Source organism: Nocardia sp. PE-7, from assembly GCF_030486425.1.
Lineage (GTDB): Bacteria > Actinomycetota > Actinomycetes > Mycobacteriales > Mycobacteriaceae > Nocardia > Nocardia salmonicida_A.
In genome coordinates this window covers 6,188,232-6,205,538 of the sequence record NZ_CP129614.1, presented here as the reverse complement: position 1 = coordinate 6,205,538, position 17,307 = coordinate 6,188,232, and the positions used below count along the sequence as shown (strand labels likewise).

Genomic DNA, 17,307 nt, shown 5'->3' with positions numbered 1-17,307 from the left:
CGGGCGGCGGAAATCCCGTCGACAGCGCGCGATCGGGCGCGTAGAACTTGTCGCATGGTTACAGCACGTCCGCAGTCGCGGTTCTAGCTCGCATCGGGTCCTTCGGCGCCGGTGCGGCGCCGCGTGATCCGACGCCCATGCCGTCCCAGGAGCGCACAACCGGCGAGCGTCGATTCATCGACCGAACCAGCCTGGGGGATTCTCATGACCAGATTCGATCTCGCCCGAATACGCAATATCGGCATCGCCGCCCACATCGACGCGGGTAAGACCACGACCACCGAGCGGGTGCTGTTCTACACCGGCGTCACCCGGACTCTCGGCGAGGTGCACGACGGGACCGCGGTGATGGATCGCATGGTCCAGGAGCGCGAGCACGGCATCACGATCGCGACGGCGGCGACCACCTGCTGGTGGAACGAGCACCAGATCACCATCCTCGACACCCCTGGCCACGTCGACTTCACCGTCGAGGTGGAGCGTTCGCTGCGGGTACTCGACGGTGCGATCGCGGTGTTCGACGCCAAGGAGGGCGTGGAACCGCAGTCCGAGCAGGTGTGGCGCCAAGCCGACAAGTACGGCGTTCCACGGATCTGCTTCGTGAACAAGATGGACAAGCTCGGGGCCGATTTCGCGTTCACCGTGCGGACCATCGCGGAGCGGCTGGGCGTGCGTCCGTTGGTGATCCAGCTGCCGATCGGCGCGGAGCGCGCGTTCGACGGCATCATCGATCTGGTCGAGATGACCGCGAAGGTGTGGCGTGGCGACACCGATCGCGGCACCCACTTCGAGACGATCGAGATCCCGGAAGACTTGCGCACCAGAGCCTTCCAGCATCGTGACGCGCTGGAGGCGGCGGTCGCCGAAGCCGATGAGGAAGTGCTCGAGCGCTACCTGGCCGGCCGGCCGATCACCGTCGATCTCATGAAAGCCGCCATCCGGCGGATGACGATCGACGCACAGGCCTACCCGGTCCTGTGTGGTTCGGCGCTGGCGAACATCGGTGTGCAACCGCTGTTGGACGCCGTCGTCGACTACCTGCCGTCGCCGCTGGATGTTGTCGCTGTGCACGGATTCTCGCCGGAGGGTGAGCGCATCCACCGCGCGCCCGATGTCGCCGAGCCGTTCGCGGCCCTGGCGTTCAAGGTCGCACTGCACCCGTTCTTCGGCAAGCTCGTGTACCTGCGGGTGTACTCCGGTACCGCCGAACCCGGTGCGACCGTGCTGAATTCGACCAACGGGCGAAAGGAGCGCCTCGGCAAACTGTTCCAGATGCATTCGAGCACCGAGATCGCCGTCGAGCGGGTGCGGGCCGGTCAGATCTGTGCCGTGATCGGTCTGAAGGCGACGGGAACCGGCGACACCCTGTGCGATCGGGAAGCCCCCGTCGTGCTGGAGTCGATGACGTTCCCCGACCCGGTACTCGCCGTCTCGATCGAACCGAGGACCCGCGCCGACCAGGACAAGCTGGGCACCGCCCTGGCTCGCCTGGCCGACGAGGACCCGACGTTCACCGTGCACGTCGACGCCGAAACCGGCCAGACGGTCATCGGCGGCATGGGCGAACTGCACCTGGAGATCCTGGTCGACCGGATGAAGCGGGAGTTCCGGGTCGACGCCGACATCGGCGCCCCCCGCGTGGCCTACCGCGAAACCATCACCGCCGCGGTCGATCTGTTCGAGTACACCCACCGCAAGCAACAGGGTGGGCACGGACAGTTCGCCAAGGTGGTGATCGCGCTGGAACCACACGTGGCCGATGACGACGCGATCTACGAATTCGAGAGCCGGGTCACCGGCGGGCGGGTGCCGCGGGAGTACATCCCCGCGGTCGACGCGGGCGCGCAGGACGCGCTGCGCGTCGGCACACTCGCCGGCTTCCCCCTGGTGAACGTGAAGGTGACGCTGCTCGACGGCGCCGCTCACGTGCAGGATTCGTCGGAGCCGGCATTCCGTCTCGCGGGCGCGGCCGCAGTGCGCGCCGCGGTCGCGAGGGCGAAGCCGGTACTGCTCGAACCGGTGATGGCCGTCGAGGTCGTGACTCCGGAGGAGTATGTCGGTGAGGTGATCGGTGACCTCAACGCCCGCCGTGGCCGGGTCACCGAGCTCACGGAACGGGGCGGCGCGCATATCATCCGCGCGCTGACCCCGCTCCAGGAGATGTTCGGCTACATCGGGGACCTACGCTCGAAAACCCGTGGCCGAGCGAACTACTCCATGGTGTTCGACTCCTACGCCCCGGTCCCACCGGGCGCGGCGGCGTCGATCATCGCGGGCAGTTGATCGACACCGGTGACGTCGCGAGGGCGGCGTCACCGGTTCGTCGTCGGTGCCTAAGTGGGGGTGCCGTCCGACGTCTCGGAGTCGACCATCGCCGGAAGCTGGGGTTCGCCGGCGGACCCGGCAGTCAGCAGGCGCAGCGCGTCGGCCGAACTCTCGTCGCGCGCGGTGTAGATCTCGAGCCGGTGGTCGGGACTGTCGGGCTGCAACCACACCTGATAGTCGACATCGACGCGCCCGACCGTCGGATGTCGCAGATCCATCGGCCCCACGGTGCAGTCGGCGACCTCCGCCGCGGCCCACAGCGTCGCGAAAGTCGTACTGCGCATGGCGAGTTCGCCGATCAGTTCGGCCAGGCGCGCGTCGGTGGGATGGCGTCCCGCGGTCAGCCGCAGGTAGCCGACGTGGATGCGGGCGAGTTCGTCCCAGTTTCGGTACAGGTCCCTGGCGAGCGGATCGAGGAAGAACTGCCGCGGAATCGACGGCCGTCGCGCGGGGTCGTCGGGGGCGGTGACATCGAGGTGCTCGCCGACGAGCGCGTGCCCGGCGCGATTCCAGGCGAGCACATCGCCACGGCGCCCGAGGACGATGGCGGGCATGGTGTCACCGAGCGAGGTGAGCAGCGCGAGCACCCGAGGGTGAGGTTGCTCGGGTTCGTCTCTGACCAGGTGCGGGACGGCCGGTTGGCCTGCGAGATTGTGCAGGTGGGCCGTTTCGGCGGGGTCGAGCTGGAGCACCCGGGCGATGGCATCGATGACCTGCGCGGAGACGGTTCCCGCCTGGTCCTGTTCGAGTCGGGTGTAGTACCCGGCACTGACCCCGGCGAGCTGAGCGAGTTCCTCGCGGCGCAGGCCGGGCACGCGGCGGGTGACGCCGAAGGTTCGTAGGCCGATCCGTTCGGGGGTGGTTCGGTCGCGGCGGGACTTGAGGAACGTTCCGAGGCTTTCCAACTCCATCGTTCCGATCGTAGGCACCCGGGCGCGGTCGTGCCTATCCCGGCTGGGTGTACCCACGTCAGGGGTCTGGTTGTCAGCCGCACGCGCTCGCAGGGTGAGTGACATGAATCGAACCCATGACACCGATGTGCGGTCCTGGCTGGGCCTGCTGGTGGTACTCGGTCCCGTCCTGCTCGTCGCGATGGACGGCTCGGTGCTGTTCCTGGCGATGCCCGCCATCACCGACGCGCTCTCACCTTCCGCCGACGAAGCCCTGTGGATCCTCGACAGCTACGGCTTCGCGGTCGGCTCACTGCTGATCGCGTTCGGCACCATCGGCGACCGCTACGGCCGCAAGCGCCTGTTGATGATCGGCGCCGCGATGTTCGGCCTCGGCTCGGTGGGGGCGGCCTTGGCCACGAGTCCCGAACTGTTGATCGCCTTCCGGGTCCTGATGGGCGTGGCAGGCGCGACGCTGTTGCCGTCGGCGCTCGCCGTGCTCGGCACCCTGTTCACCGACCCGCGCCGCCGCGCACAGGCCATCGGCATCTTCGCCGCCACCTTCGCCGCGGGTTTCGCGATCGGCCCGATCGTCGCCGGTCAGTTGCTGACGCGGTTCTGGTGGGGATCGGTGCTGCTGATCAATGTGCCCGTGGTGCTGGTGTTCCTGGTGCTGGCGCCGGTCCTGCTCGGTGAGGTGCGCGCGACCGGGCGCGGCCGTATCGATGCGGCGAGCGTGCTCACCTCGGCGACCGGGCTCTTGCTCACCATGTTCGCGGTGAAACACGTGGCTGCCCACGGTGTCTCGACCTCGACGGTGCTGGTCGGACTGGCCGGTGTGGCCCTGCTCGGATCTTTCGGCCGCAGGCAGGGGCACCTCGACAACCCGCTCGTCGACTTCACCTTGTTCCGCAACCGGGTCTTCGCCATCGCGATCATCACCGGGTTCCTGCCCCTGGCGGCCTGGTCGGCGACCGCTTACCTGGCCGCGACCTACCTGCAATCTGTCCTCGGGATGTCGATCGCCGACGCCGCGCTGCTCGCGGTCCCCGGCGCCCTCGTGCTCACCGTGGCCGCCGTCTTCACCCCGGCCGTGGTCGCCCGCGTCGGATACTCGGCAGCCCTGATCACCGCCCACTTCACGATCGCGGTCGGCCTGTTACTGCTGTTGGCGACCGGTTCCGGCGGCGGAGCGGGCTGGTACATCGCCGCGACCGTGGTGGCAGGCGTCGGCTACGGCATCTCGTTCAGTGTGGTCGCCGACATCGCCGTCGCCGCGGTCCCGGTCGAGCGGGCAGGGGCAGCGGCTGCGCTGGCCGAAACCGGCAACGAACTCGGCAACGCGCTCGGTATCGCCCTGTTCGGCTCCCTGGCCGCGGTCCTCTTCCGTCTCCAGGGCCCCGATCTCGCCCCCACCCTCGGCGAAACCCTGCGCCTGTCGGCCCTCACCCCCGCGGTGCTGGACGACGCGCGCAGCGCCTTCGTCAGCGGACTGCACGTCGTCGCCGCTGTGGCGGCCGCCCTGCACGTCGTCCTCGGGCTGGCGGCCGTCCGCGTCCTCGGTGGCGGTTCGCGGGCGAGTCGACCGATCGCGGCGGGATCAGCCGAGTTGGGTCATGCCCGCGGCGACCACCTGGGCGACATTCACCAGGTCGTCGGCCGTGGGAACGGGTAGACCGTCGAGGGCGTGGAGGCGGTCGGTGCTGGCGATCGCGAACATGGCCGATACCCAGGCGGCGGCGCACGCGTGCAGGGTGCCGGGCCGAACCGGGACCGGGGCGCTGGCTTGCAATACCCGGGCGGTGACGTCGAGGAGCTGGTCGCGCAGCACGCGCAGGGTGCGGCGGACGTCGGGATGGGTGTCGGCCTCGCGCCACATGATCACGCGCAGGACCGAGGAATGGTGGTCGCGCAGGTTGATCGCGGTGTCGAGGTTGACGAGGCTGGCGGCCGGATCGCCGGGGCGCACCACGGCGGCGAGGTCGTCGATCGGGTGTGCCGGGACGCGTTCGCGCATGAGCGCGGACAGGATCGCGTTCTTGGTGGGGAAGTAGTAGAAGACCAGTCCTTTCGGCACATCGGCGGCCGCGGCGACGGCCGCGGTCGGTGTGGCATCGAATCCCTGTGTGGCGAACAGGGTTTCGGCGGCATCCAGGATGAGTTGCCGGGCGTCGCCATCGCGTTTCGCGTTGCGGCGCCCGACTCGTCGGCCCGGCATCAGTGATGCGGAGCCATGTTGTGCAGGCGCTGGTTCATCGCGGGCAGCGCGGCGACCGCCACCACCGCCGTCACCACTCCGACCACCCATGCGGTCCAGGATGCGCCGCCGAAGGCGGTGAAGTCCATGGCCCACGGCGAGATGAACAGCAGCACGCCGAACACGCCCATCGCGTAGTCCGCGACGGACAGATCGTCCCTGGCCATCTGGATCAGACCGGTCGCGGCGATGAGGACGCCGAGCACGATGAGAGTCCAGCGGGCATTGTCGTTGGTGTCGAGCCACAGGGGCGACAATGCGGTGAATGCGCCGAGCACGACGGCGAGAAAATCCTGTGCGCGACTGTTGGTGAACATGGGAAATGCCTCCTCGTTGAGACGAAAATACCTCTGACCTCGGTCTACTCCTGATTGACCGCCCGGTCGATATCGGAACCGCCACGGTTGGGTTGCGACGTGGGTGTCACAGGTGGCGCGGTGCACTGGTACAAACATCTGGGGGCCGTAGTGGTCCGCGACACAGCAGAACATGGCATGGGTGCGGTCGGTGACCGCGCATGCCGAGAGGACACAACATGAGCGCGCCCATCGTGATCGTCGGAGCGGGTCTGGCAGGCCTGCGAACGGCCGAGGAACTGCGTCGGGCCGGGTACGAGGGCGGTGTGCTGCTGCTCGGTGACGAGACGCGCCCGCCGTACGACCGTCCGCCGCTGTCGAAGCAGTTCGTGCGCGGCGAGACCGATGACACCACCCTTCGCCCGCCGGAGTTCTTCGCGGACAAGAACATCGAGCTGCGCCTCGGTACCGCCGTCACCGGCGTCGACACCGCCGCGCGCACCGTCGCCCTGGCCGACGGCAGCACCATCGCCTACGACCAGCTGATCATCGCGACCGGTCTGCGCCCCCGCAGGCTCCCCGGCTTGCCCCAGGTCGCCGGCGTGCACGTGCTGCGCGCCCACGAGGACGCCGAAACGCTGCGTGCCGAACTCGACGGCGCCACCCGCGCGCTGATCATCGGCGCCGGCTTCATCGGCTGTGAACTCGCCGCCAGCTTCCGCGCCGCCGGTGTCGAGGTCACTCTCGTCGAACCGCAGCCCACTCCGCTCGCGTCGATCCTCGGCGAGCAGATCGGCGGCCTGGTGGCGCGCATGCACCTCGACGAAGGCGTGGACCTGCGCTGCGGCACCGGCGTCGACACCCTGCGTGCCGACGACACCGGCCGGGTGTCCGGCGCCGTCTGCACCGATGGCACCGAAATCGACGCCGACCTGGTCGTGGTCGGTGTGGGTTCGGTGCCCGTCACCGACTGGCTGGCCGACTCCGGCATCGAGCTGGCCGACCGGTCCGCGGGCGGTGGCGTGCTCGCCGACGAGGTCGGCCGCACCTCCGCCGACGCGGTCTGGGCGGTCGGCGACGTCGCCGCCTGGCAGCACGACACCGGCGTCCGCAAGCGCGTGGAGCACTGGACCAGCGCGGGCGAACAGGCAAAACTGCTGGTCACCGCCCTCCTCGGGGGTGCACCCCCCACCATGGCCCGCGTCCCGTACTTCTGGAGCGATCAGTACGACGTCAAGATCCAGGCCCTCGGCACCCCATCGCCCGACGACGACCTCACCATCGTCAGCGACGACGGCCGTAAGTTCCTCGCCTACTACTCCCGCGACGGCATCCTCACCGCCGTCCTCGGTGCGGGCCTGACCGGCCAGGTGATGAAACTGCGCGCGAAGCTGGCCACTCCCACCCCGGTGGCCGACCTTCTCGCCGCAGCGGGCTGAGGGACACCCCGACGTCTCGACACGGGCGCCACGGCGACGCGCACACGGTCGAGATCGGCCGATCTCGCCGCTGTAATACGGTGTAGCGGTGATCGTCGCGCTCATCGATTCCGGCCTCGGCCTCCTGCCTACGGCTTCGTGGTTGCGCAAACTGCGGCCCGATGTCGACCTGCTGCTGTTGCTCGACCCCGACGGCGCGCCGTGGGGGCCCAAGCCCGAGCAGTGGGTGGTCGAGCGGGTCGTCGGCGCGGCGCGCCAGGCGGTCGAGTCGGGGGCCGAGGTGATCGTGCTGCCGTGCAATACCGCCAGCGTCACCGCGTTGGACCATGTGCGGGCCGAGGTGGGGGACTCGGTGCCGGTGATCGGCACCGTTCCCGCTATCAAACCCGCTGCCGCGCAATGTAATTCGGTGGCGGTGTGGGCGACGGCGGCGACCACGGCCAGCCGCTACCAAGCCGATCTGATCGCCCGGTTCGGTGGTGACGCGAAGGTGGTCGGGGTCGCCTGCCACGGACTGGCCGACGCGATCGACCGCGGCGACGTCGAGGCCATCCGCGAGTCGATCGCCGACTCCGCCGCCCGCACCCCGGCCGATGTCGAGGGCGTGGTCCTCGGTTGTACCCACTATCCGCTGGTCATCGACGCCATCGTCGCCGCACTGCCCGACGGTGTGCGCCTGTTCGACAGTGCTCAGGCCGTCGCCGCCCAAACTGTCCGCAAGATGGACGAACTCGGTCGCCCCACCACCGGCACCGGCACGGTCACCGTTCGCACGAGCGGGCGACCGGGCGAATTGCCTTCCGGTGCGGCGACATTCGAGTCGGGTCGACTGCTCGGTGCGCTTCCTGCGTGATCGGCGGACAGCCTGCGCGAACATGTCACCGCACCAGTGTTGAATGCGGAGGGAATCCCCGACCCGGAGGTGCGTGTGTCCGAGCTCCCCACCGCTGCACAGGTGCGCAAGGCCCTCGCCGACCTGGCGAACCCCACCGACGCGCATCATCTGCAACGCTTCTTCAAAACCGGCCCCGGCGAATACGGCGAGGGCGACATCTTCCTCGGCATCCGAGTTCCCGTCACCAGAAAGGTGGCGAAACAGTTCGCCACACTTCCCCTTTCACAGATCGACGAGCTCCTCGACAGCCCCCTCCACGAGGAACGTCTGGCCGCCCTGCTCATCCTCAACGCCCGCTTCGCCGAGGCATCGAAACCGCGCGTCCGCGACGACAAGGCCCGCGAGGAGATGGTCGACCTCTACCTGGCAGCCGTCCGGCGGGGGCGAGTCAACAACTGGGACCTGGTCGACGCCTCCGCCGAGAACATCATCGGCCCGTGGCTGCTCGACAAAGACCGAGCGCTGCTTTTCGAGCTGGCCGACCAGGATTCACTCTGGGAGCGTCGCGTAGCGCTGCTGTCCACCTTCGCCTTCATCAAGGCGGGTGACCCGAGGACCACCCTGGAACTCGCCGAGATTCTCCGGTCGGACCGCCGAGACCTGATCCAGAAGGCGCTCGGCTGGATGCTGCGCGAAGTAGGCAAACGCGTCGACCGGGCCGCGCTCACCGATTTTCTCGACGAGAACGCACCCGAGTTGGGTCGCACCGCGCTGAGTTACGCGACCGAACACCTCGAGCCCGAGCAACGCGCCGCCTACCGCGCCCTGCGTTAGAACTGGATCCGCAACCGATCGGTCACCGGCCGCGCCTGGCAGCCGAGGATGTACCCGTTCTCGATGTCCTCGGGATCCAGGATCTCCGAATTGGCCATCTCCACCTTGCCTTCCAGCACGGTGCAGGCACACGACCCACACTCGCCCTCCTGGCAGGAGTAGGGCACGTCGAGGCCCTTGTCGAGCATGATGTCGACCAGCGTCTGCTTGCGCGGCCACGACATCTCGTGCACCTCGCCGTCGAGTTCCACCTCGACCGTCGCCGCGTCGGCGGCCTCGGCCTCGGAGACCTCGGCGGGTGCGTGGGCGGCGAAGGGATCGCCCGCGAGGGAGTTGAACACCTCGGCATGGGTCCGGTTGCGTGGCACCTCGAGTGAGGCCAACGCGTCGTGCACCAGGTCCATGAACGGCTTCGGCCCGCACATGAACGCCTCATAGCCGGTGTAGGGCGAGACCAGGGTGGCCAGCATGTCGGCGGTCGGCAGGCCGAGCAGCGGCTCGAGCCAGTGGATGACGGTGAGTCGCTGGGGATGCTTGCCGACGAGATCACGCAGTTCGTCGGCGAAGATCACCGAATTCGCGTCGCGATTGGCGTACACCAGCACGACCTTGCCCGAACCCTGCGACAGCGCCGACTTCAGAATCGACATCACCGGCGTGATCCCGCTACCCGCGCCGAACAGCAGCAGGTTCTCGTCGAGATCCTTCGGCGTGAACACACCGGAGGGCGGCAGCACCTCGATCTCGTCGCCGACGGCGAGGTTGTCGCAGAGCCAATTCGAGCCGTATCCGCCCTCGGTGCGTTTGACCGTCACCTTCGGCTGATCATCGGTGAACGGCGAGCTGGCCAGCGAATAGCAGCGGGCGACCGATCCGGTCCGATCGCTCGGGATGCGCAGCGTCAGGAACTGGCCGGGGGTGTAGGCGAAGCGCTCGCGCAGTTCGGCGGGCACCTCGAAGACCACGGAGTGGGTATCGGCCGTTTCGGCGATCACCGCTGCTACCCGCAGCACCACCGAGCGCGAGCCGTGCGGAACCTCGACTGTGGTCATGTCGTCCTCTCGGGCAAAACTAGAACGTGTTTCAGTTTCATGCTAGGCCGGGACGCGCCTGCAGGGCAAGCTGTGCCTCGAGTCCGGCGACCAGCACCTCCATCCCGAAGTCGTAGGAGTACTTGCCGCGCAGGTCGGGCATGTACTTCGTGGCTCGGGCCACCGCCTCGGGCAGCAGCACGTCCGCCGGCGCGGAACGATCGCGCGGGTTCACTCTGCTGCGGCCGAACAGGTAGGTGTGGATGGTCGCGTAGGCGGCCAGCACGTTGCGGTCGCTGAAGCCCGCGTCGAACAGGATCTCCATCACCGCTTCGATCAGGTCGAGCTGCTTGCCGAGCATCTGCTCGAGCAAGATGTCGCCGAGGCCGGGATGCGTGCGGAGTTTATCGTCTATCTGATCGATCAGATCGCGCAGGCGCTGCTGCCACGGACCGGACTCGCGCGGCGGCTTGCGCACTCCGAGCAGTGCGGCGCTGGCGACGAGGTCGAGCAACTCGCGCTTGTCGGCCACGTAGTAGTACGGCGCCATCGGCGACACCCCGAGCTCGCGCGAGAGTCGCCGCATCGAAAGCTTTTCGACCCCGTCCTCACGCACCACCTTCAGTGCCGCGTCGACGATCTCGGCCTCGGACAGTGTCGAACTAGCGCCCGCCCCACCATGGTTACGCAAGCCTCTGCCTCACCTCTGTTGCCACCGGGCCATCAGCCCTTTTCCCATCCTGCCCCCGGAAGTCTAGAGGGGTTCGCAGGTGATGGGGGCGGGGTGTGCTCAGAGAAAGATTTTCCGATTCCGCCCTTTATGGCAGTCACTGACGTTAAGGTCCGAGGTGACCGGCAACACAATGGAGGTAGTCATGCCTGAGAACACCACGCCTGCGACCGTCGAATCCGACGAGGACCTGGTCACCGAGACGCTGATCGAAGAGGTCAGCATCGACGGCATGTGCGGCGTGTACTGACCATGCTCGATCTCGACACCCGTTGGACGCTGCACCCGCGGGTCTCGTTGCGCCCGGAGTCCTTCGGCGCGCTGCTGTACCACTTCGGGACCCGCAAGCTCTCCTTCCTCAAGAGCCGCGATCTCGTCGACGTGGTCCGGTCGCTGCCCGCGCACTCTTCGGTGCGCGAGGCACTGCGCGCCAAGGGCATCGACGCCTCCGACGCGCACCTGGCCGCGCTCGGGCAGCTCGCCGACACCGACATGATCGTGGCATCGCCCGGCCCGGTCACCGCCGCACCGAAAGCCTTGCCCCCGGGTAACGCGCCCCAGGGCGGCAGGCTGATCGACCGCTTCGAATCGGGCCTGGGCGCACCGATCTGCCTCACCTGGGAACTCACCTACGCCTGCAACCTGTCGTGCGTGCACTGTCTGTCCTCGTCGGGCCGCCGCGACCCGAACGAACTGAGCACCGAGCAGTGCAAGGCGCTGATCGACGAGTTCGAGCGCATGCAGATCTTCTACGTCAACATCGGCGGCGGTGAACCGACCGTGCGCCCGGACTTCTGGGAACTGGTCGACTACGCCACCGCGCACAATGTGGGGGTCAAGTTCTCCACCAACGGCGTTCGCATCAACGAAGAGGTCGCCGCGCGCCTGGCGGCCAGCGACTACGTCGACGTGCAGATCTCCCTCGACGGCGCCGACGCCGCGGTCAACGATGCCGTGCGCGGCCCCGGCTCCTACGACACCGCGATCAAGGCGCTGTCGAACCTGGCCGCGGCGGGTTTCAAGGACGCGAAGCTCTCGGTCGTGGCCACCCGTCACAACATCTCCCAGCTCGACGAGTTCAAGGCCATCGCCGACAAGTACGGCGCCACCTTGCGACTCACTCGGCTGCGTCCTTCGGGTCGCGGCGCCGACGTGTGGGACGAACTGCACCCACTGCCCGAGCAGCAACGCGAGCTCTACGACTGGCTCGTCCGCAACGGCGAGGGCGTGCTCACCGGCGACTCGTTCTTCCACCTGTCCGCATTCGGCTCGGCCCTACCGGGTTTGAACATGTGTGGCGCGGGTCGTGTGGTCTGCCTGGTCGACCCGGTCGGCGACGTCTATGCCTGCCCCTTCGCCATCCACGACCGCTTCAAGGCCGGAAACATCGTCGCCGACGGTGGTTTCGAGTCGGTCTGGACCGATTCGACGCTCTTCGCCGAACTGCGCGAACCGGTCGACGGCGGCGCGTGCACGAAGTGCTCGCACTACGACTCCTGCCGTGGTGGCTGCATGGCGGCGAAGTTCTTCACCGGCCTGCCCGCCAACGGACCCGATCCGGAATGCGTGCAGGGCTACGGTGAAGCGGCATTGACAGCGCCGGGTCGCACCATTCCGCGCCCTGCTGTCGACCACTCGCGCCCGGTTCGCAGCCGTGCCAGGGTGTCGCTGCCGCTGACCGTGAAGCGCCCACCTGCCAAGGCGTGCAACGAGAGTCCGCTCGGCTAGTCCAGTCCGGTTGCCGGAAATGCGCTGCCGATCTTGTTGACACGTCCGGCAACCGGTCAGGGCGGCATTTCAGGCAGACTTTCCTCCTTTTTTGTGGGGTGATGATGTCTGAGAGCCCAACTGCGCATAGCATGCGAGGAATGCGCCATGATCGTCTGCCCGACGGCTTCGGGGTACGGATCGATCCACGGGTACGCGCATTTTCCGGGGGTCGGATCCTGATCGGAGGATCGCCCGCACGGATGCTGCGCTTGGCCCCGGAGGCCGCCGAGTTGATCGGCGACGGATACCTGGAGGTGACCGACACCAAGTCCGCGATCGTCGCCCGCCGACTGCTCGATTCCGGCGTGGCCAACCCGCGTCCGCGGCTCGAACCGTCACTCGACGACGTCACCGTCGTCATCCCGCTCTACAACAACGCCGACGGACTGTTACGTCTGCTGGCGGTGTTGCGCGGGCACAACGTGATCGTCGTCGACGACGGCTCCGACGAACCGGTCCGCATCCCGCCGCGATCGGGCCGTGGTCAGGTGACGGTGCTGCGGCACGAGAGTCCGCTCGGCCCCGCGGCTGCCCGAAATGCCGGATTGCAGGCGGCGACAACGGGCTTCGTGGCGTTCCTCGACTCCGACGTGGTGCCTCGCAGCGGCTGGCTGGAAGTCATGCTCGGACATTTCAGCGATCCGCAGGTCGCGCTCGTCGCGCCGCGCATCGTCGCCTTGGACTCCGAATCGAACGCGCTCGCCCGCTACGAACACACCCGCTCCTCACTCGATCTCGGCCGCCGCGAGTCGGCGGTGCACGCGCGCGGCATCGTGTCGTATGTGCCGAGCGCGGCGCTGCTGGCACGGCGCGCGGCGCTGCTCGGTGAGGGCGGGTTCGACGAATCGATGCAGGTGGCAGAGGATGTCGACCTGTGCTGGCGGCTCGAACGCGCCGGCTGGCGGTTGCGCTACGAGCCCGCCGCGCACGTCGCCCACGATCACCGTGTCGCCTTCCGCGCCTGGTTCGGGCGAAAGCTGTTCTACGGCACCGGCGCCGCACCGCTCGGCAAACGGCACTCCGGCCTGGTCTCGCCGCTGTCGGTGCCGACCTGGACCGTGCTGGCGAGTCTGCTGTTCGCGACGCTGTCGAAGTGGGGTCTGCTCGGCGGTCTCGTCACCCTCGCCACGGCCCTTGTTCGTCTGCGCCGGGTCTTCACCGAACTCGACAACCCGACCAGGATCGCCGCGGTCTACCTGGCGCGCGGCTACTTCGCCGGCATGTGGCGACTGGCTTCGGCGATGTGTCGCGATTATTGGCCGGTGACCCTGCTCGCCGTCATCGCGTCGAGCCGGATCCGCAGGATCGCCATCACCATGGCGCTCGCCGACGGGCTGGCCGACTGGTTCACCCACCGCGACTCCGGCGGCCTCGACCCGCTGCGCTATGTGGCCTACAAGCGTCTCGACGACGTGGCCTACGGCACGGGCCTGTGGCTCGGCGTCATCCGGGCGCGCAGTTTCGAGGCGCTCAAGCCGAGCGTGCCGCCCCGCTGAATACGCCTGCGTGACGAGCACTCTCATCGTCGGAGCCGGGTCGGCGGGGTGTGTACTCGCGGCCCGGCTCAGTGCGGATCCGGCGCGCTCGGTGCGAGTGTTGGAAGCCGGCCCGGCCTGCCGGACGACTCGGGAACTGCTCGACCCGGCTCACCTGCCGGTCGGCCCCGAATCCCAGGTGCTCTGGCGGTACCGGGGAAACCTGGTGCGCGGCAAGCTCATCGGTGGATCAGGTGCGATCAACGGCAGCTACTTCATCCGCCCACCCGCCGCCGACTTCGCGGCATGGAGTGCGGTGGCAGGCCCGCGTTGGTCGTTCGAATCTGTCCTTCCGGTGTTCTGCGACCTCGAACACGACATGGATTTCGGCACGGCCCCGGGCCACGGCGTCGGCGGCCCGATCCCGATCTCGCGAACCGACAACCCCACCGAGTTCAGCACCGAGTTCGCGCAACGGTGCGTGGCAGCGGGATTCCCCGAAATCCTCGACCTCAACACACCGACGGGGTATGCACAGCCACGACCCGCGCCGACCGAGAGCCGGGGTGGCATACGGCAGGAACGGCCTCCGATTCTCGGCTCTCCCGGAGTGCCCGATGTCGACCCGACGAGAATCTTCACGCGGCTGGGTGCGAACCACACCGATGGATTCGGTCGGGTGCCGTTGGCGGTGTCGCGGGGTCGTCGAGCGGGGCCGGCCGTGACCCATCTCTATCCAGCGATGCAGCGACCGAACCTGCTGGTTACCAGCGACACCATGGTGACCCGGCTACTCCTCCGCGGCACGAAGGTGATCGGTGTGGAGTGGGCGCGCGGTCGTGAACATGGGCGGACCTATGCCGATCAGACGGTGTTGTGCGCGGGTGCGGTGGAGTCGGCCGCACTGCTGATCAGATCCGGGATCGGCCCCGAACCACTGCTGCGCTCGCTCGGTGTGCCGATCGTGCTGCCCGCTCCGGTCGGCGCGTGGTGCACCGATCACCCCGAGATCGGCGTCGAATTCCCCGACGACGAGCCCGACGAGCCCGCGGTCCCGCTCGAATACGTCCTCGAGATCGACGACCTCGAACTACGTCCGTACACCCAGATGTACACGCCGGGTCTGCGTCGCGTGGGAGTCGCTCTGATGCATCCCGAGTCGACCGGCGAGCTGACGCTCGTCTCGACCGATCCCACTGTTCCCGCCCACGTGGACCAGCGCTACCTCCGCGGCGAAACAGACCGCGCCCGCCTGCGCGACGGCGTAGCGCTCACCGCGGATCTGCTCGGTCGACCGATCGGTCGCATCGACGACGCCTGGCTGTACGCCAACCTCGGGACCTCGCAACACCTGTCCGGTACCTGTCGCATGGGCCCCGAGCGCGACGAGCGCGCGGTGGTCGACGATCAGGGCCGCGTCCACGGAATCGACGCCCTGACGGTCGCCGATCTGTCGGTGGTCCCGGTCCCGCTGCGCCGTGGTCCACAGGCCACGACAGTGATGCTCGCCGCAGCCATAGCCGACCACATGGTCATGTGACGAAGTGACGGTTGATACCACGATGTGACCTGCGGGACAAACCCAGACTTCTGGCATTTTGCTCGATAACTGCCCGGTACAGTTTGTAGCGGGAAAGAAAGGCAAATGGTCAGCAATCTTGCAGGTGGGCGGCCCCCACGGCAGGCATCGGAGTCGGGCGCACAGCTCGGTGCTCTGGAAGCCTATGCCGCACAGGCCCATGGATATCTCAGTGCCGGTGGTGAACAGCTTACCCAGCTGGCCGGTCTTCTACGTCCGCTCGTTCTCGAATCATGGCTGCGCAGTGTGCGCGGTGGTGTCGATCCGACGGACGTCATCGACGGTCGCGGGCTGCGCGGCGCCGATCTCGAGCGGTATCGCGATGCCCATCCCATCGCCGCGCTCATGCCGCTGATCGACAAACTGCTGGTCCAGGACGCGTCGCACGCCGGATTGATCGTGACGGTGGCCGACCAGTTCGGTCGCGTGCTCTCGGTGCACGGTCATCCCGAGCAGGTCGCCGCCGCCGCCGAGATCGGCGTGCGCGAAGGCGACGATCTCAGCGAACGCCGGATCGGCACCAACGCCGTCGGCCTCGTGGTGCGCACCGGCCGCGCCACCTGGATCCACGGACCCGAACATTTCCTGCATCGCATGCATCAGATCACCGGCGCCGCGGCCCCCGTGCACGAGCCGGACGGCCGTCTGATCGGCGTTCTGATGATTGCCGGCGGGATGCGGGTGGCCAAGCCGGAAATCCTCGCTCTGGTCAAAGCCGCCGCGACCGCCGCCGAAATGGACCTGGTGCTGCGGGCGATGCGCGCGAGCCACGGCATCGCGGCGCCGGCGGCGGCCAATCGCGACGACACCGAACAGGCCAACCTCGGTCTCGACGTGCTGGGCCTGGGTCAGCCTCAGCTGAGTATCGCGGGGGAGCGGGTGCCGCTCTCGCAACGTCATGCCGAGATCCTGCTCTTGCTCACCGAGCATCCCGAAGGCCTCGGCGCCGACCACCTGGCGCTGCTGCTCGACGACACCGATCTGGACAACGGCACGATCCGCGCGGCGATGTCGCGGCTGCGTTCGGTGATCGGCGCCTCGGTTGTCGGTTCGCGTCCTTACCGTCTGCGCGTGCATGTCGCAACCGATGTGGAGGCCCTGCGGGCCGCCCTCGACTCCGGTGATATCGAATCCGCATTGCGCTTGTACGCGGGCCCGGTACTGCCGCGCTCCTCGGCTCCCGGCATCTGCGACATCCGCGATGAGCTCCGGGTTCGGTTGCGAACCGCCGTCCTCGCCGCCCCCGACGCCGGTGTGCTGCGTCGGTGGACGTCGGGCCCGGAGGGACGCGACGACGCTGCGGCGTGGGCCGCCTACCGCTCGACGGTCGATCGTGATTCGCCACTGTATGCGCAGATAGAAGCCAAGATCCGAGTACTGGATCGGCGCATCGGCGCAGATGCAACGCAGATGCAACGTTTCGGCTCATAGTGTCCGGGTCTGAAGGTGTGGTGGCTCACATATCGGTGTTCGATGTGTTGGAGCCCACACTCATGCCCTGGTCATGAGTCCTCACTCAGTCCGACTGGACAATCGACCGGTTTTTTTACCGGAATAAGTTCCCTTTTATTAAATGAGCGCCTACTGTCGGCCTTGCATGGACAGGCACCATGTGACGTAACTGACACAGGCGTTGGAGGAACGATCATCAGCTAGGCACCCGCGACGGACGCATCGTCCGTTTGCTTCGGCGACCCGTGGTCGCCGATCTCGTCCACATGATCTGTCGGGGATCTTGCGCGAGTGTGGCGTCACGCCCACCGCGTTCATATCGAATCTTTCGGTTCACGAGGTGTATTCGTGCTGCCCGAAAACATTCGATCTGCTGTTCTTTCGCGATTCGAGG

The 17,307-nt window shown here is 67.7% G+C and carries 15 protein-coding genes; 10 read left to right on the top strand and 5 right to left on the bottom strand.

All coding sequences use genetic code 11. The annotated features are described in order from the left end of the window. Positions 1 to 204 precede the first annotated feature (204 nt). Positions 205 to 2,283 carry an elongation factor G gene (gene fusA, locus QX204_RS28925; protein ID WP_301903666.1) on the top strand — a complete coding sequence of 693 codons (2,079 nt, stop codon included), beginning with the start codon at positions 205 to 207 and terminating at the stop codon, positions 2,281 to 2,283. A gap of 50 nt (positions 2,284 to 2,333) precedes the next feature. On the opposite strand, the gene QX204_RS28920 is transcribed toward fusA, so the two are convergent. Continuing rightward, positions 2,334 to 3,236, bottom strand: a complete 903-nt coding sequence (locus tag QX204_RS28920) for a helix-turn-helix transcriptional regulator (RefSeq protein ID WP_301903665.1) — start codon at positions 3,234 to 3,236, stop codon at positions 2,334 to 2,336. A 103-nt stretch (positions 3,237 to 3,339) separates the two neighbouring features. Between QX204_RS28920 and QX204_RS28915 the strand changes: the two genes are divergently transcribed. Continuing rightward, the gene (locus QX204_RS28915) at positions 3,340 to 4,890 is read left to right on the top strand and encodes an MFS transporter (protein ID WP_301903664.1); all 1,551 of its coding nucleotides are present in this window, start codon (positions 3,340 to 3,342) and stop codon (positions 4,888 to 4,890) included. On the opposite strand, the gene QX204_RS28910 is transcribed toward QX204_RS28915, so the two are convergent. Continuing rightward, positions 4,816 to 5,433, bottom strand: coding sequence for a TetR/AcrR family transcriptional regulator (locus QX204_RS28910; RefSeq protein WP_301903663.1), 618 nt, complete (start codon positions 5,431 to 5,433; stop codon positions 4,816 to 4,818). The two genes, QX204_RS28915 and QX204_RS28910, sit on opposite strands and share 75 nt — an antisense overlap. After that, complete coding sequence (locus QX204_RS28905; RefSeq protein ID WP_056814191.1) at positions 5,433 to 5,789, bottom strand: SPW repeat domain-containing protein; 357 nt, start codon at positions 5,787 to 5,789, stop codon at positions 5,433 to 5,435. The genes QX204_RS28910 and QX204_RS28905 overlap by 1 nt, the downstream gene beginning before the upstream one ends. A gap of 218 nt (positions 5,790 to 6,007) precedes the next feature. Here QX204_RS28905 and QX204_RS28900 point away from each other — a divergent pair, with 218 nt between their 5' ends. The 3 genes from QX204_RS28900 to QX204_RS28890 all read left to right on the top strand — a co-directional run bounded on the left by QX204_RS28900 (position 6,008) and on the right by QX204_RS28890 (position 8,876). Beyond that, a complete protein-coding gene (locus tag QX204_RS28900; RefSeq protein ID WP_301903662.1) occupies positions 6,008 to 7,207 on the top strand; it encodes an NAD(P)/FAD-dependent oxidoreductase in 1,200 nt (399 codons plus the stop codon). An 88-nt stretch (positions 7,208 to 7,295) separates the two neighbouring features. Then, positions 7,296 to 8,060 (top strand): glutamate racemase, encoded by a 765-nt coding sequence (locus QX204_RS28895; protein ID WP_301903661.1) that lies wholly within the window; start codon positions 7,296 to 7,298, stop codon positions 8,058 to 8,060. A 75-nt stretch (positions 8,061 to 8,135) separates the two neighbouring features. After that, positions 8,136 to 8,876 (top strand): DNA alkylation repair protein, encoded by a 741-nt coding sequence (locus QX204_RS28890; protein ID WP_301903660.1) that lies wholly within the window; start codon positions 8,136 to 8,138, stop codon positions 8,874 to 8,876. Here QX204_RS28890 and QX204_RS28885 read toward each other — a convergent pair. Together QX204_RS28885 and mftR2 are read right to left on the bottom strand one after the other, a co-directional pair. Further along, positions 8,873 to 9,928, bottom strand: coding sequence for a ferredoxin--NADP reductase (locus QX204_RS28885; protein ID WP_301903659.1), 1,056 nt, complete (start codon positions 9,926 to 9,928; stop codon positions 8,873 to 8,875). The two genes, QX204_RS28890 and QX204_RS28885, sit on opposite strands and share 4 nt — an antisense overlap. Before the next feature lie 37 nt (positions 9,929 to 9,965). Then, complete coding sequence (gene mftR2, locus QX204_RS28880) at positions 9,966 to 10,598, bottom strand: mycofactocin system transcriptional regulator MftR2 (RefSeq protein WP_301903658.1); 633 nt, start codon at positions 10,596 to 10,598, stop codon at positions 9,966 to 9,968. A 184-nt stretch (positions 10,599 to 10,782) separates the two neighbouring features. Between mftR2 and mftA the strand changes: the two genes are divergently transcribed. The 5 genes from mftA to QX204_RS28855 all read left to right on the top strand — a co-directional run bounded on the left by mftA (position 10,783) and on the right by QX204_RS28855 (position 16,892). Continuing rightward, positions 10,783 to 10,887 (top strand): mycofactocin precursor MftA, encoded by a 105-nt coding sequence (gene mftA, locus QX204_RS28875; RefSeq protein ID WP_101468422.1) that lies wholly within the window; start codon positions 10,783 to 10,785, stop codon positions 10,885 to 10,887. A gap of 2 nt (positions 10,888 to 10,889) precedes the next feature. Beyond that, entirely contained in the window at positions 10,890 to 12,365 is a 1,476-nt protein-coding gene (gene mftC / locus QX204_RS28870) for a mycofactocin radical SAM maturase (protein ID WP_301908139.1), read from the top strand. A gap of 140 nt (positions 12,366 to 12,505) precedes the next feature. After that, positions 12,506 to 13,903 carry a mycofactocin biosynthesis glycosyltransferase MftF gene (gene mftF, locus QX204_RS28865; protein ID WP_062987066.1) on the top strand — a complete coding sequence of 466 codons (1,398 nt, stop codon included), beginning with the start codon at positions 12,506 to 12,508 and terminating at the stop codon, positions 13,901 to 13,903. A 10-nt stretch (positions 13,904 to 13,913) separates the two neighbouring features. Next, a complete protein-coding gene (locus QX204_RS28860) occupies positions 13,914 to 15,422 on the top strand; it encodes a GMC family oxidoreductase N-terminal domain-containing protein (protein ID WP_301903657.1) in 1,509 nt (502 codons plus the stop codon). A 105-nt stretch (positions 15,423 to 15,527) separates the two neighbouring features. Beyond that, positions 15,528 to 16,892, top strand: coding sequence for a GAF domain-containing protein (locus QX204_RS28855; RefSeq protein WP_301903656.1), 1,365 nt, complete (start codon positions 15,528 to 15,530; stop codon positions 16,890 to 16,892). Positions 16,893 to 17,307 lie beyond the last annotated feature (415 nt).